Origin of the sequence: Psychrobacter sp. T6-6, assembly GCF_052258185.1 — a bacterium.
Taxonomy (GTDB): Bacteria; Pseudomonadota; Gammaproteobacteria; order Pseudomonadales; family Moraxellaceae; genus Psychrobacter.
Window position 1 is genome coordinate 211,290 of sequence record NZ_JBQQEX010000002.1, and the last position, 15,983, is coordinate 227,272.

13 protein-coding genes are annotated in these 15,983 nt (G+C 43.6%); 10 read left to right on the top strand and 3 right to left on the bottom strand.

All coding sequences use genetic code 11. The features are described from left to right. Window positions 1-114 precede the first annotated feature (114 nt). The 4 genes from hemC to ACTXGL_RS04115 all read left to right on the top strand — a co-directional run bounded on the left by hemC (window position 115) and on the right by ACTXGL_RS04115 (window position 3,931). The gene (hemC, locus tag ACTXGL_RS04100; RefSeq protein WP_443525067.1) at window positions 115-1,149 is read left to right on the top strand and encodes a hydroxymethylbilane synthase; all 1,035 of its coding nucleotides are present in this window, start codon (window positions 115-117) and stop codon (window positions 1,147-1,149) included. A gap of 96 nt (window positions 1,150-1,245) precedes the next feature. Continuing rightward, window positions 1,246-2,277 (top strand): uroporphyrinogen-III synthase, encoded by a 1,032-nt coding sequence (locus ACTXGL_RS04105; RefSeq protein WP_443525069.1) that lies wholly within the window; start codon window positions 1,246-1,248, stop codon window positions 2,275-2,277. 59 nt (window positions 2,278-2,336) lie between these two features. Continuing rightward, complete coding sequence (locus tag ACTXGL_RS04110) at window positions 2,337-3,392, top strand: hypothetical protein (RefSeq protein WP_443525071.1); 1,056 nt, start codon at window positions 2,337-2,339, stop codon at window positions 3,390-3,392. A gap of 50 nt (window positions 3,393-3,442) precedes the next feature. Then, window positions 3,443-3,931, top strand: a complete 489-nt coding sequence (locus ACTXGL_RS04115; protein ID WP_443525073.1) for an acyl-CoA thioesterase — start codon at window positions 3,443-3,445, stop codon at window positions 3,929-3,931. 160 nt (window positions 3,932-4,091) lie between these two features. Here the strand turns inward: ACTXGL_RS04115 and ribBA are convergent, their stop codons facing one another. Continuing rightward, window positions 4,092-5,204 (bottom strand): bifunctional 3,4-dihydroxy-2-butanone-4-phosphate synthase/GTP cyclohydrolase II, encoded by a 1,113-nt coding sequence (gene ribBA, locus ACTXGL_RS04120; protein WP_319050705.1) that lies wholly within the window; start codon window positions 5,202-5,204, stop codon window positions 4,092-4,094. A gap of 347 nt (window positions 5,205-5,551) precedes the next feature. Next, a complete protein-coding gene (locus ACTXGL_RS04125) occupies window positions 5,552-6,841 on the bottom strand; it encodes a replication-associated recombination protein A (protein WP_443525075.1) in 1,290 nt (429 codons plus the stop codon). A gap of 447 nt (window positions 6,842-7,288) precedes the next feature. On the opposite strand from ACTXGL_RS04125, the gene ACTXGL_RS04130 reads away from it, so the two are divergent. Beyond that, on the top strand, window positions 7,289-7,822 hold the full coding sequence (locus ACTXGL_RS04130; protein WP_443525077.1) for a type IV secretion protein Rhs: 534 nt from the start codon (window positions 7,289-7,291) through the stop codon (window positions 7,820-7,822). 246 nt (window positions 7,823-8,068) lie between these two features. After that, on the top strand, window positions 8,069-9,034 hold the full coding sequence (locus ACTXGL_RS04135) for a hypothetical protein (protein WP_443525079.1): 966 nt from the start codon (window positions 8,069-8,071) through the stop codon (window positions 9,032-9,034). A gap of 118 nt (window positions 9,035-9,152) precedes the next feature. Here ACTXGL_RS04135 and gltA read toward each other — a convergent pair whose 3' ends face one another. After that, a complete protein-coding gene (gltA, locus tag ACTXGL_RS04140; protein ID WP_443525081.1) occupies window positions 9,153-10,433 on the bottom strand; it encodes a citrate synthase in 1,281 nt (426 codons plus the stop codon). 1,029 nt (window positions 10,434-11,462) lie between these two features. On the opposite strand from gltA, the gene sdhC reads away from it, so the two are divergent. The 4 genes from sdhC to ACTXGL_RS04160 all read left to right on the top strand — a co-directional run bounded on the left by sdhC (window position 11,463) and on the right by ACTXGL_RS04160 (window position 15,370). Continuing rightward, complete coding sequence (gene sdhC / locus ACTXGL_RS04145) at window positions 11,463-11,849, top strand: succinate dehydrogenase, cytochrome b556 subunit (protein ID WP_319050700.1); 387 nt, start codon at window positions 11,463-11,465, stop codon at window positions 11,847-11,849. Window positions 11,850-11,851: 2 nt separating this feature from the next. Then, on the top strand, window positions 11,852-12,256 hold the full coding sequence (gene sdhD / locus ACTXGL_RS04150) for a succinate dehydrogenase, hydrophobic membrane anchor protein (RefSeq protein ID WP_319050869.1): 405 nt from the start codon (window positions 11,852-11,854) through the stop codon (window positions 12,254-12,256). A 328-nt stretch (window positions 12,257-12,584) separates the two neighbouring features. Further along, window positions 12,585-14,435 carry a succinate dehydrogenase flavoprotein subunit gene (gene sdhA, locus ACTXGL_RS04155; protein ID WP_319050699.1) on the top strand — a complete coding sequence of 617 codons (1,851 nt, stop codon included), beginning with the start codon at window positions 12,585-12,587 and terminating at the stop codon, window positions 14,433-14,435. A 224-nt stretch (window positions 14,436-14,659) separates the two neighbouring features. After that, window positions 14,660-15,370: a succinate dehydrogenase iron-sulfur subunit gene (locus ACTXGL_RS04160; RefSeq protein WP_192518379.1), complete on the top strand. Its 711-nt coding sequence runs from the start codon at window positions 14,660-14,662 to the stop codon at window positions 15,368-15,370. The last annotated feature ends 613 nt before the right edge of the window (window positions 15,371-15,983 follow it).

Below are 15,983 nucleotides of genomic sequence, written 5' to 3' on the forward strand. Positions count from 1 at the left end.
CAGCCTCTACTATTAATGATTTGAGTCACCACTTTTCTGTGGCAAGTTTGCCCTATTGTTTGGTGATGACATCATAGTATTGAGCGGATAGCAATGAGTTTATTGAGGCCATTTATGAGCAACCAACAGCAATCTGCTTTGACTACATTAACCATCGCCACGCGTCAGAGTCCTTTGGCTCTATGGCAAGCGGAGCACATTCGCGATCGCTTATTGGCGCTTTATCCTGAGCTGACAATCAAGTTACTAAAAATTGTCACTAAGGGTGACAAGATTTTGGACACCCCTTTAGCCAAAATCGGTGGTAAAGGTTTGTTCGTAAAAGAGCTAGAACAGGCACTGTATGACAAACAAGCAGATATTGCCGTACATTCACTAAAAGACGTACCGATGCAGCTTCCTGAAGGTTTGATGCTAGGCGTTTATTGCAAACGTGCTTCACCAACGGATGCTTTTGTCTCAAACACTTATAATAGTATTGACGAGTTGCCGCAAGGTGCCGTCGTTGGGACGTCGAGTCTGCGTCGTCAGTGCCAAATCAAAGCGTACCGCCCAGATCTACAAATCAAAACCCTGCGCGGCAACGTAGGTACGCGTTTGGGTAAACTAGATGCTGGTGAGTATGATGCCATTATTTTAGCGACCAGCGGATTACAGCGTATTGAATTAGATGCGCGTATACGCGGAGAGTTAGATATTGCTGCTTGTTTACCTGCAGTTGGTCAAGGTGCCTTAGCTATCGAATGCCGTGAGGGTGACGATGAAGTACTACAGCTGCTGGCACCGCTAAACGATGACAAAGCTCGCATTCGTCTCATCGCTGAGCGTGCACTAAACCGTCATTTAGAAGGCGGCTGTCAGGTGCCGATTGCTGCTTATGCTGTGTTGCAAATGGCGGACGAGACCAGTGCCAATAATGATGACAATGGCGAAAACGGCAATAACGATGATGGTAATGTGTTGTGGTTACGTGGGCGAGTGGGTCAAGCTGATGGTAGCGAGCTGTTAAAGGCAGAAAAGCGAGCGACGTTGGTCGGTACGCAAGATGAGCAAGAAGTGCAGGCCAATCAGCTAGGTATCGATGTTGCAGACATGCTACTCGCTGATGGGGCTGGAGATATATTATCAGCCATTTATGAGCCTGAATAACCGATAGATTGCATTGTGATTTTGTTATAGACCAGCATTTCAAATGGCTGGTCTATAGTGGAGCTAACTTTATAGGTCTTTTGCCATGGTACAGCTATGTCATCAACGTCAACCCAAGTGACATTCAGTCGTGATAGTCACAATAGTCACCCGGATGACTCATCATCAGTGCCGCAAATTGTCATCAATACGCGTCCAACAGAACGTGCTGCGCCGCTGACACACCATCTGCAAGCAGCAGGGTTTACAGTAGTCGAGATACCAATGTTGGTATTGCAATCACGTTCAACGACTGACGATGATATGACACTGATGCGTGCATGGCTCGCTGGTGAATATAAGGCTCTGGTAGTTATCAGCCCAACTGCGGCTACGTTAGGATTGAATGCTTGGCGTGCACTTGTGCACAACGAGCATAGTGACTGTAGTCATTCGGGAGAAGCGCTCAAGCGGCTAGTATCTGAACAGCCAGAGACTAGGCAAGCTGAGATACTCTATGAACTTCTTGTCGCGCCAAGTCAAATCATTGCAGTCGGTCAAGCCACTGCTACGGTACTGAATCAGGCAACAATAGAGGCGACAAGCTACCAAGTATTGCAGCCTGAGGTTGCCAATAACGAAGGTATGCTGGCAATGCCTGAGATTGAAAGTTTGCAGCCTGGTGATAAGCTACTGATATGGCGTGGTCTTGGCGGGCGACGATTATTGGTCGATACATTACAGGCCCGCGGTGTGCATATTGATAGTATTGCGTGGTACGAGCGCACGATGCCTATTGATGCACGATCTCAATATCAGCAATATCAACAAGATTTTCTTGCACATAACAAAGAAAAGAACGCACGATCGAATCAATCAAAACCAATCGTAGTTGTGAGTAGTGGGGTCGCCTTTGAGCACTGGAAACATATCATTAAAGGTGCACAGGTAGAGACTTTGGTATCAAAACCAGATACATATGCGGTGAGTCATACCGAGGAAAGTGTGCCACTCGCGTTATCAGACTTTGCTTATGTTGTACTGGGTGAGCGTTTAGCAAAGATGGTGGCAGCAGAACACTTGAGCTATTGGCGTGTAGAAGACTTAGCACCAGATACGATTCTCTCAGCCATCAACGCTACCAATTAGTATTATAATCTTTTATTTGCTTTAAACATAGTCACACCTATAAATAGTGGTACAGCCTTATGTCAATGAATCCTGAGTCTTTACCCGAAGGTCCTTCTGCTGTACAGCAGCGCCGCCAAGCAAACATTTTGCTGCTGCGGATGCAGTGGCTAGTTATTCTGCTACTTATCGCAGCGCTGCTTTGGTTATATATCAGCCAGCAACGCTTTCAACATAGTGTCAATGAGCGCTTACAAAGTAATGAACAGGTCGTCAGCCGTTTAAACGAAATGGACGATCGCTTATTTGCTATGAGCCAACAGACACTGCCTGAACCGAGAGTGGAGGCCAGCAGTCAAGCGCAAAACCAGCTGGATCTATTACGTATCCAAATAAAGGCTGCCGATAGACTACTAGCAGATAATAATGATAGTGCAGCGATAGAGCTACTGCGAGGGTTGCATTGGCAGTTGGCACAAAGCAGTAATGAGATTGCACCTGCGTTGACTGTGGTCATCAAGCAAAGCTTGCTCCAAGATATCGAACGCTTACAAGCGCAAAGCTCACAACCGAGTCCATGGCAAATCCAAAACCTTGCGATTCAAAATATCCAAGAGTTTTTGCACAGTCATGAGCGTCTTGGAAGCTACGAGCGTACGGATATTCAGCGCCGAGAGCTTGTCGATGCTGCAACAAACAAGCCTGCTAACAGACCGGTGAACAATGAGGCAAGTCTCTCTCGCAGACAGCTCGTCATTCACGAAGTCATCATGACCTTAAATCTTGCAAGCCAATCTAGCAATATGCGTGAACAGGACCAATTGAGTAGTTATTTGACCCAAGCGCGCAAACAGCTAAAAACGTTAATTCCTAAGTCATCAGTTAGCAAAAAGTCTACTCAAAGTGATGCGATTGGCATTGTTCCAGCGGACAAAAAACCGATAGGTGCACAAGCTAATTCGGACACGGCTTTAGACACCAATTTAAAAACCAACGTAGACACTAATTTAGAAATTATGAAAGCCCCTAGCGATATACCAGAAGTTATCGCTTGGCTAGATCAACTGATTGCCAATACACCCAAACCAACCCCTTTATTGACCACACAAATCTTAGACAAACCTCAGAGCCAGTAGAGGTTGTTTAGCAGCGCGACAAATACTGAATATAAAGAAAAAGGTAAGTTATGACTGATTTTAACGAAAAATATGATTTTTTGGCTGACGTGATTACCGAGCGTCCTGACGTACTGGCTAATTATCCAATCATTCATCCCCAGCCAATTCATTGGGGTGAGATGGATGCATTTAACCACCTCAATAATGTGGTTTATTATCGTTACTCTGAGTCAGCGCGTATTGGTTATTTACATGCGTTAGATATGTTTGATGGCAGTATGGTTACCGTACTGGCGCAATCGAGCTGCCAATACTTACGCCCAGTAACGTATCCTGATACCTTGCTGCTAGGTGTGCGCTGCCAGCGTCTGGGTAATACCAGTATAACAATGGAATATAGCTACTATAGTACAGCGCAAAACATCATCGTGGCGACGGCCGAGGCAGTGGTGGTACGTCTCGATAGTGATGGGAAAGGTAAGTTGCCATGGACAGCGGAAGAGCGCGCGCGGCTGTTAGCACTAGAAGCGAAATTTGATCACACTCCCGAGCTTTAGAGTGATATTAACCTGACGCTTTTTTGAGAGGTCTCGCTGGTTAAAGTTGAAGGGTATCGTCGGTTAAGCGTTGATTATTGAAAACAAAAAAAGGGCACGCTAACATGATATTAGCGTGCCCTTTTCGCGACTTATGTTTTAGTCCACTTTTAAACAGGCTTTAGCTTTGTTGCGGGGCGCTGACAAAATCAACCACATTTAAGTCAAAGCCTGATAAGGCATAAAACTTCATCGGTGATGACAGTAAACGCATATCACGTACACCCAAGTGACGCAGTATTTGTGCACCAACGCCGATACTACGATAAGGCTGCTGGGCGATGGTCGATAGTGACTGATTGTCTGAAGCTTTATCTAACGCATCTCCTAGATCGACTGGCTGATGATTACCTACCCAAACCATGACGCCACGATCTGAAGCACTGATTTCTTCTAGTGCTGACTGTACGCTCCAGCCGCTACGACCCGTCGTATCATTTTTGGCAGCAAATAGATCACGTAGTGGATGGAAGCCATGGACACGTACGGTACTCACGCCTTCGCTCACATCACCTTTTACCAATGCTAAATGTGTTTCTTCAGCACCAAACTCACGGAAACGATGCAAGGTAAAAGTGCCATGTTCAGTTTCAAAAGGACGCGACTCGATTTCTTCTACCGTTTGCTCATTGGCGATGCGGTAGTTGATGAGATCGGCGATTGTACCCATTTTGATGTCGTGTTCTTTTGCAAATATCTCAAGATCATCTCGACGTGCCATCGTACCATCAGCATTGATGATCTCTACAATGACTGCTGCAGGCTCTAATCCTGCTAATCTTGATAAGTCGCAACCGGCTTCTGTGTGGCCTGCACGGTGTAGAACACCGCCGTTTTGTGCCATGATTGGAAAAATATGCCCAGGTTGGACGATGTCTTCTGGCTTTGCAGCAGACGAGACCGCAGCTTGAATCGTACGAGCGCGGTCCGCTGCAGAGATACCAGTGGTAACACCTTCAGAAGCCTCAATAGACACCGTGAAGTTTGTGCTAAATTTTGCTTCATTGCGATCTGACATAAGCGGCAGGGCTAATTGCTGGCAACGCGCCTGTGATAGGGTTAAGCATACCAAGCCGCGCGCGTGAGTAATCATAAAGTTGATATCTTCAGGGCGAACGTGCGTCGCTGCCATGATGATATCACCTTCGTTTTCGCGGTCTTCATCATCCATCAAGATGACCATTTTTCCGGCACGAATGTCTTCGATAATCTCAGGAATCGTATGTAAACTCATAGTAAGTCTCAATATTTTATTATTAATAAATATGTGTGGTTTGGAATATAAAGCGTTATCTGCCTATTGTAGCAGTAGATGGTAAAACGCGCTGTTGCTGTTGAGCAAAGCGCGTGATAATCATAGTAATTAAATAACAGTAATCAAATATAGAAGTAACTCATGACTCTTATATATCATTATGGATACATTTTAACGGTTTTTGTCCACGCGTGCTGCCTCAAAGCTGAACTATCACGCTTAGTCTTTTAAAAATGGGGTTAAATATTACTAATGGCTCATACGTATAATGACTAATCCCTAAACCAACGATAGCTCAAAATTTTCCGATACATCAGATGGTATTCTCAATCATTACTTGCTGCTTGGGTTTTTAGCCATTCTATAAACTGTTTACTATGCTGCTCGCGCTGATTATCAGCAAACTCGTAAAAACTGGTACCCAACAAGTTTTCTGGCAAATAGCTTTGAAGATAGTAGTGGTTAGGGTAGTTATGAGGATACGCGTAACCTTGTCCGTAGCCCTGATTACGCATTAGTTTTGTCACCCCATTACGTAGGTGTAATGGTACAGGGGAGGCATCCTTTTCTGCCAAAGCCATTGCCGCATTTATCGCTTTATAAGTGCTATTGCTTTTGGCACTGGTAGCTAGATAGACCACGACTTGCCCCAATATGATGCGTGCCTCTGGCATACCGATTGATTGCACACTGCGCAATGCTGTATCAGCAAGGAGTAGGGCATTGGGGTTGGCATTACCGATATCCTCACTGGCGAGTATCACCAATCGACGCGCAATAAAATCTGCAGGCTCTCCGCCAACCAGCATCCGAGCCATCCAATATAGCGCTGCGTCAGGATCTGAGCCACGTACTGATTTAATCATGGCTGAAATAATATCGTAATGCTGCTCACCATCTTTATCGTAACGTACCAACGCCGTTTGCGCCACTTGGCCAACCAGCTCATCATCAATGACTGTTGGTGATTGCTTGGTGTCGGCTGTTTGGATCGCGAGCTCTAATAAGTTTAGCGCCTTTCTTGCGTCGCCATGTGCCAATTGACTGATGGTATCTTGCGCTTGCAAGTCGATAGTCAGCTTTTTAAGGACAGCGTCTTCTGTTAGTGCTCGCTGTAATACGACACCAATCTGCTCAGGCGTCAACGGCTCTAAACGATATACTTGGCAACGCGATAATAGAGCATTATTGACGCTAAATGATGGGTTCTCTGTGGTTGCACCAATTAAGGTAATATCCCCAGATTCCACAGCGCCCAAGAGCGCGTCTTGCTGCGCTTTATTAAAACGATGTATCTCATCGATAAATACCACAGGTGACTCAAGGCTTAATGAGTCTCTATTGTCTAGTACTTCACGCAGCTGCTTGACCCCGGTATTCAAGGCAGAGAGCGCATGAAAGGGTCTACCAACGGCATCAGCCAATAGCATCGCGATGGTTGTTTTTCCGATACCTGCTTCACCATGTAAGATAATAGATGGCAAGTGTCCTTGCTCTACCAAACGTCGTAGCGGTGCACCTATAGCTAAGAGGTGCTCTTGACCAATAATGGCAGCAAGTGAGGCAGGGCGCATACGCTGGGCAAGGGGGGTGTCGGCGTGAAAGTTGGTCGGCATAGAACTCTCTATCAAATAATTAAAAAACCATCAATGGATCATAATGGCAGTTATCAATGGGCGTTATCGCTAAATACAGAACGTTGAGTACAGAGCACCGCATTCTATTCTATATTTACTATTCTGAGTTCATCTAAATACACTCAGTTGTTTGGCATGATTCTCGCAGCAACTTTATAATGACACTCAATATTGGACATGAGCCATAAAAGTAGGCTAGGTTATAAACCTAATGTTACCTGTAAGTATGGGTCATACACGCTAGGCTAACGCAAAAACATGTTAATGAAAGCTCACTAAGCGTATAGCTTATGTCCTTGATACTTTAGTTCTCACAATTCATCTATATTAACGGTTCAACCATTTCAGTAACGGACTTGGTAAAAATGGATAACCAAACATAATCTATTAGAAGTAGCCTATCAAATATAAGGTAATACATTGACGATGTCTAAACCCACACTCAAGCGCTTATTTAATCGATATCTACGTAACCGTAACCACAGCCAGCGGTCGCGTGGTTTGACGGCAGGCGAGATAGCGCTGGCGAGATCCGTATTTGGTGAGAGTATCAGACTTGATGAGGTTCGGCTAAAGACCGCTTGGTGGGTACTAAAAAACTATGCCGTCAGTCCCAATGGTAATATCTATTTTAACCCAGCTGATTGGATTATAGATTTTAGTGACGCGCCTTTGGCGAAACAGAGCTGGCTAATACATGAGTTGACTCACATATGGCAATTGCAGCAAGGTTTAAAAGTCGTACGCGGTGCCCTTATCGATCGGCGCTATGACTATGTATTAGAAACGGGTAAATCCTTTTTTAAGTATGGTATAGAGCAGCAGGCACGTATGGTACAAGATTATTTTGTACGTCGTCAGCGCGGACAAGACTGCCAAGCTTTGGAGGCTTGCATACCATTTTTGACCGTAAATCCTATTACTAACATTAAAAGCACTGGTAGCTCTTTTATCAGCTAGGTTTTGCCTGTCATATGATAATTAGGTTTCTAACTGCTTGGGGTAATTAGAGATAGTGCTATGATTAGTAATAGTATGACTAATGAATAAGATAAAAATAATTATATGCCTATTAAATTGGGTTTGTTCAATGACTAATAAGTCAGTGATGGCTCGAAGAATAAATGAACAGAGAATGACAAACGTTAGTTATCGTCATCACTTTAGCTTTTTATACGTTTGCTTTATTAAAGGATATGTACTCTTATGCTTAGATTTTTATCAGTGAAGCCTAATACTGACACTCATTATCAATCGCCACTGCTTGCAGCAGCGTTGACGAGTGTACTGTTTCTGACGGGTTGCCAACAGCAAGCAGATACCCAGCCTGTACCAAGCGATACCGAGACAAGCGAAAAAACAACTGAAGAAGACAGTCAGCCTATGCCACAAAGCGATTCGGCTGCAGCGCGTATAGAACAGTTTCAACCTATATATGTTGCACAAGCGCAAGGGTTGCAGCGCCGTCTTCAAGCAGAGTATGAGTCACTGCAAGCGGCAGATGCATCAGACAGCGATGAGTCCTTACTACTAGACGGTGCAGCTGACAATGCTAACGATAACGTGACTGACAGCACAGGTGAAAACACTACTAGCAACAACAGCAACGATGAGACAATAGAGAATGCGTCAGAGGGCTCTGGTGTTGATAGTGCTGAGCAGACAACAGCATCGAACAGCCCAGTGGCTATAGGTAGCAATACAGATTCGGATGCAGCGGTCGATATCAATACTAGTACCGAAGTTGGTGAGCGTGACTTGACGGTGTTAAAGCGTATTAGTCTGGAGCCACGTAAACCTGTGATACTGACCGAAGCGCAGATAATAGAGCGCTATCAACAAACGATGGATACGCTATATCAGCCTGTGACGACGCCACTCAGTGCAGAGGATTCTGACACACTGATTAACATCGCGACTTTAGTGCCGCAATTGTTTGAACATGCAGAGATTGCCGGAAGGTTAAGTGCAAAAAGCCCAGCGCTGGCTCGTTTGATTATTCAGCATCAAGTATGGGAGCAGATAGAAGCGCAGCAGGTAGTCGATATGCAGCAGATGAAACAACAGCAGCAGCAAGAGTTTGAGATGCTCATGACTAAGTTTAATGATACGATTAAAGGCTATGATGAGCAGATTGCAAAGTATGAACAGACTTTGAAAGAATTTCAGTAAATAACCATGTCATGTTCGTAGTATCAAATATACATACTAGAGCCAATAGTACCTATCAAAGAGCAATAAAAAATCCCGCATGATAGCGGGATTTTTTATTGCTCAAACACGGCTCAGCTTACTTGCGATCTTCAACTTTTACAAAATCACGGCGCGTTTCACCAGTATACAACTGACGCGGGCGACCGATTTTGAATGGTGCACTATGCATTTCTAACCAGTGGCTGATCCAGCCTGAAGTGCGAGCCAATGCGAAGATAACTGTAAACATTGACGTTGGGATACCGATGGCTTTCAAGATGATACCAGAGTAAAAATCAACGTTTGGATATAGGTTACGCTCGATGAAGAACGGGTCTTCTAGCGCGATTTTCTCTAGTGCCATCGCTAACTCAAGCTTAGGGTCGTTGATACCTAGTGCTTCTAGTACTTCATCACAAGTCTCTTTCATTACTTGAGCGCGTGGATCGAAGTTTTTGTAAACACGGTGACCAAAGCCCATGAGCTTCACTTCACGGCTTTTTACTTTTTCCATGAACTCAGGCACGTTTTCGACAGTACCGATTTCATCTAGCATCTCAAGAACAGCTTCGTTGGCGCCGCCATGTGATGGTCCCCATAACGCAGCAATACCTGCAGCGATACATGCATAAGGGTTTGCACCGGTAGAGCCAGCTAGACGTACTGTTGACGTAGAAGCGTTTTGCTCATGGTCAGCGTGCAAGGTAAAGATCTTGTCCATGGCGCGAGTGATAACGTCATTGGTTTCGTAATCTACATCAGCAGGCGTTGCAAACATCATGTACAAGAAGTTTTCTGCGTAGTTAAAGTCATTACGCGGATACATGAACGGTTCGCCTTGTGAATACTTATAACTCATCGCAGCAAGCGTAGGCATCTTAGCAATTAGACGAATAGCTGTGATTTCGCGATGTTCTTCATTGCTCACGTCTAGGTCTTCATGATAGAACGCTGATAAGGCACCAACGACACCAACCATAATAGCCATTGGATGCGCGTCACGGCGGAAGCCTTCAAAGAACTTACGCAATTGATCATGGACAGGAGTATGCTCGCGGATTTTTTCAAAAAAGTCTGCTTTTTGCTCAGCAGTAGGTAGGTCACCATGAATCAATGCATAAGCGACTTCTAGGTATTCAGCGTTGTTCGCTAACTCGTCGATAGGGTAGCCACGATGCAATAACTCGCCTTTACCGCCGTCGATGTAAGTAATCTTTGATTCAACAGGAGCAGTAACTTTAAAGCCAGGGTCATAAGACCAGAAGCCTGATTCTTGTAGAGCAGCAACATCGATAACTGGGCGCCCTAAAGTACCTTTAATAATAGGAAGTTCGTATTCTTCACCATTCACGGTTAGTTTGGCATTATTATCAGCCATAAATTGCTCTCCATTGGTTTTAGCTTGTTAGAATAAAATTACTACAGACGTACACCTCACGTCATCATCGGTCAAACGGTAAAATGAATTTAACTCATTTAATACGCAGGGTATATTAGCAGCAATCACTTGTGATTTGAAAAAACTTTTATTGACTACCATCCCAATTGGCATGGGTTAGCGGTGGTTATTCGCTGTAATTTTTGTATCAAAATATGTCTGTTTGGTTATTTTGCTTAAATTTATCCATTTTTCAGCCATATTTATGATGTCAAAATCGGTACAACATTGTTCGAATATTGGCAAAAATCTAGACACATATGCATAAAAATTGAGCTTAAAATCTTCTAGGTCATGAGTAGCAAACCAATCGAATTCGACTTAAGTTTGATATAGATCAATGCTTTTCAGATTGAGTATTACATATCTCTATTTATTTGTTAAATAACTGTGTTTTACTATTGCTTCAGGGATAAGTTTGTAATTATCGCTCAGTCATTTTATAATTGTAGTAATTAACTAGCACTAGCTTGTGCAAATTGATAAGTGGTCATAACATAGTGTCGTTTATAGCTTGCTTTATATATGCCTATTTACGATTGTCTAGTGTTTTGATAGACCAAACCGAATTCTATGGTTTGAGTGTTCCTATTAACCATTCTGTTTTTGAGTGCTGAGCACAAGTATCTGTTGCTTAGTATGCGGCTCGCTCTGAAGTAGAGGACATATTAACGTTGTCTTGCGCTTCATACGACCAATAAAAATAGACTGGTTAGTCGATCTTACTCATGTTTATTCTCTTTGTTGTATAATAGATGGGTTGTTTGATAGGCCTGTCATCTCGACAAGCGATGTTGAACAGTCTATTACTACCTTTATATACATGATCCTTTCTTCATATTTAGCGCAAACTAAAAGAAGTCAGCTAGCTCTTCCTTACTTTATTCGTCTCGTGTGTTGCTCGACGCTCATCTGACACTATCCATGTCAAGCCTCGATAGCAGATACAGGAGTATAACCGCAAAAAGGATGCCCGCTGTGAAAAGCAACCGACCTATTGATCTGCCTTTAAGCCAAGTGATTAGTGTTAATCGCTCACCGATTGCGATCGCCTCTATCTTGCATCGTATCTCTGGCATTATTTTATTTTTATTAATTCCTGTCATGCTATGGTTATTACAGAACTCACTGGCGTCGCCTGAGAGTTTTGCAACTGTATTTGACAACGTACTTGTGCGCTTTTTAGCATGGATATTTGTTGCCGCTATTGCCTATCATTTCGTAATGGGTATGAAACATTTATTTGCTGATATGGGCATGAACGAAGAGCTAAAATCTGGTCGCACTGCCTCTATGGTCAGTTTTGTGATCGCCGCGATTTTGGTTGTCGCGTCATTTGTATGGGTGATGTTCTAATGATAAAAAATGATTCAGGAATCAAAAGTGCTACTGGTCTGACAGGTTCAGGCTCACGTGATTGGATTATTCAGCGTATTAGTGCTGTTGTTTTAGCCGTTTATAGCGTGATATTGCTGGGCTTCTTTTTGACCCATGGTGATGTCACTTTCATTGAATGGTCATCATTTATGACCAGTTTACCGATGCGTTTATTCAGTTTGGTTGCAGTACTTGCACTGGCTGGCCATGCTTGGGTCGGTATGTGGACAGTATTTACTGACTATATTACGACAGGCAAGCTAGGCTCAAGCGCAGCAGGTTTACGTTTAGTACTACAGTCATTGATGATTATCGCTATTTTAGTATTTCTATTTTGGGGCATTATGATTTTTTGGGGTAACGGTTTCGGTATCGCTGCTGTTTAACCATTGAACAAATACCTCTTATATCTATATATAACAGCAGGTATATCCAACTGATAAACTGGTTGGAAAGATAATCGCAATTATCTGCTGATAGCCAAGAATAGTCATAGCATTGGACTAGCATTGATGACCAGCTAATCTGATTATAGCTGAGTAGGCTTAGTCCAGTATAACGATAGATATGCACATGAAGTGGTTGCAGACTGTTTAGATTGTTATGTTACAAGTTTATGAAATAGCCAAATAGTGAGCTTTCATAAATGTGATACAAGCTTTTTAAAGAGTTTTAATTAACTTCTGAGCATTAACAGGCATTAGGAAAACCGTAATGGCAACTAGACAAGACAATACCATTAGTAATATCAAGACCCTAAACTACGATGCAGTCATCGTTGGTGGCGGCGGCTCAGGTATGCGTGCTTCATTGCATTTAGCGGAAGCGGGCATGAAGGTTGCAGTCCTTACCAAAGTATTCCCAACGCGTTCGCACACGGTTGCCGCTCAGGGTGGTATCGGTGCAAGTTTGGGTAACATGAGCAATGACAACTGGCACTTCCACTTCTATGATACCGTAAAAGGATCAGATTGGTTGGGTGACCAAGATGCTATCGAGTATATGTGCCGTGAAGCGCCAAAAGTAGTCTATGAGCTTGAGCACATGGGCATGCCATTTGACCGTAACGAAGATGGTACGATTTATCAGCGTCCGTTCGGTGGTCATACGTCTAACTATGGCGAAAAAGCTGTACAACGTGCTTGTGCTGCTGCTGACCGTACAGGTCACGCGCTGCTACATACGCTATATCAAAAGAATTTAGAGCAAGGCACTGAGTTCTTTATCGAGTGGATTGCCCTTGATTTGATCAAAGACGAAGCGGGTAACATCAACGGTGTCGTTGCGCTTGAGCAAGAGACGGGTACGGTTGCGGTATTCCAGTCACCAATTACTGTCCTAGCGACAGGCGGTGCGGGTCGTATCTTTGCAGCGTCTACCAATGCTTATATCAATACTGGCGACGGTATTGGCATGGCAGTACGTGCTGGTATCCCATTGCAGGATATGGAATTCTGGCAGTTCCATCCAACTGGTGTTCATGGTGCAGGTGTACTACTGACTGAAGGTTGTCGCGGTGAAGGCGCTATCTTGCGTAATAAAGATGGTGAAGCGTTCATGGAGCGTTATGCACCAACCGTGAAAGACTTGGCACCACGTGACCTCGTATCACGTTCAATGGACCAAGAAATCAAAGAAGGCCGTGGTTGTGGTCCTAATGCTGATCATATCGTTATGGATATGACGCATCTAGGCGTTGAAACCATCATGAAGCGTTTGCCATCAGTATTTGAGATTGGTAAAAACTTCGCCAACGTCGACATCACAAAAGAACCAATTCCAGTAATCCCAACCATTCATTACATGATGGGCGGTATTCCAACCACTATTCATGGTCAGGTTGTTGTGCCAGATCTAGAAGCAGGTACTGATGAAGACGGCCTATATGCTAAAGGCAATGTGGTTAAGGGTCTTTATGCAATCGGTGAATGTGCTTGTGTGAGTGTTCATGGTGCCAACCGTTTAGGTACGAATTCACTACTTGATCTACTCGTATTTGGCCGTGCAGCGGGTAAACATATCGTTGATGAGTTCCATCACGCTGATCACAACTACAAGCCGCTTGATCCACGTGTGCTTGATTTTACAGTGAAGCGTTTAGACAAGTTGCAACAGTCTACTGAAGGCTACAATGCGCAAGACGTGGCTGATGAGATTCGGGCAACTATGCAAAAGCATGCTAGTGTATTCCGTACCCAAGCAATGATGGATGAAGGCGTTGAGAAAATCCTAGCGCTAGGCGATAAGATCGAAAAAATTCATCTTGGCGATAAATCACAGGTGTTCAACACAGCACGCATCGAAGCTTTTGAAGTGGCAAATCTGTACGAAGTAGCAAAAGCCACTATGATATCAGCGGCTACACGTCACGAAAGCCGCGGCGCACACAGTGTATCTGACTATGACCGTCCAGAAGATGATGATTACGCACCAAATGGTCGTAACGACCACGATTGGATGAAGCATACTTTATGGTATTCTGAAGGCAACCGTATTATTTATAAGCCCGTTCGCAAAGTACCATTGACTGTTGACTACATTGAACCAAAAGTTCGCGTCTATTAACTCTAGATTGCATGCTTGGTTCATAGCCAACATGCAACAGCAGTCTCAACGTTTTATCCCTTATTAATTTATTAAAAAGGTGACCGCCAGCTACATGCTCATGCCAGCGTTACTGGGCTATTGATTGATATTCGATATTTAATTATCAGTACTAATCAATAGCCAGCGCTAATATGTTGCAGTCTTTGTATGCCCGCCATCACCTACGTGTGGAGTTTAGCATTATGAGCCGAGGTACTCGCACCATCGAAATCTATCGCTACGATCCTGATGTGGACGCAGCGCCGCGCATGCAAACCTATACGATTGAATTACTTGATTCAGATCGTATGTTGCTTGACGTATTATTACGCCTAAAGAAAGAAGATGAGACAATTACTTTCCGTCGCTCTTGTCGCGAAGGTATTTGTGGTTCTGACGGCATGAACATCAACGGCAAAAATGGTCTAGCATGTTTAATCAACATGAATACCCTACCAGAAAAAGTAACGGTTCGCCCGTTACCTGGTTTGCCAGTGGTTCGTGATTTGGTTGTTGATATGAACCAATTCTACGAGCAATATGAGAAAGTACACCCGTACTTGATCAATGATCAGCCAGCACCGCCGACGGAACGTCTACAGTCACCTGAACAGCGTGAAAAGCTAAACGGTCTGTATGAGTGTATCTTGTGTGCGTGCTGTTCAACCAGTTGCCCATCATTCTGGTGGAACCCTGATAAGTTCCTAGGTCCATCAGCGTTACTGCACGCTTATCGCTTTGTTGCTGATAGTCGTGATGGTGATACCCAAGCACGTTTGGCCCGTCTAGACGATCCGTTTAGCTTGTTCCGTTGCCGTGGTATCATGAACTGTGTATCGGTTTGTCCTAAAGGCTTGAACCCAACCAAAGCCATTGGCCATCTACGTAATATGTTGATTGATCAAGCCGGTTAGTAGTTTGCAAGCGCATCAGTTATAATAGATACAGTACGAAAAACACCACCTATTCGTTAGGTGGTGTTTTTGTTAGTTAGACTGGCTTAGATATATTTGCGTGCATACTCTACTGGCTCTATACCAAGCAGGCTTACCTATAGAGTCTTAGATCACAGCAGCAGGAAACTAAAGCAGTAAGTTTGACTCGCAAATGGTCAATATTCAGCCATTGAGCTGGCAAAACACCATACGCAATACATTGGTTGTGTGTAAGAAGACATAATATATAGACAATCAATCTATATAATCGGATATAGACACGAGAAAAGTTTGGTATAATTACGTTTTTGACGATACTAAATGCTAATTGAGTGGTTCAGTAATACGTATCAATTAATAGAATAAAACGTTATGTATACAATTATTGTGCTTGTATAATTGATAATAGATATTCATTACGTAAATACTTAGTATTGAACAAACAAACTATGTCGCAAAAAATGGTCGTGATAGGCTATACAGCAATGTATTTCTGTCTTGATGGACAACATTTCTAGTAGACATAGGATGTTTTAGCGTTAACAGCCATTATAAATGGTTAGCTAAAAGTTTGATTGATTGTTAATAACTT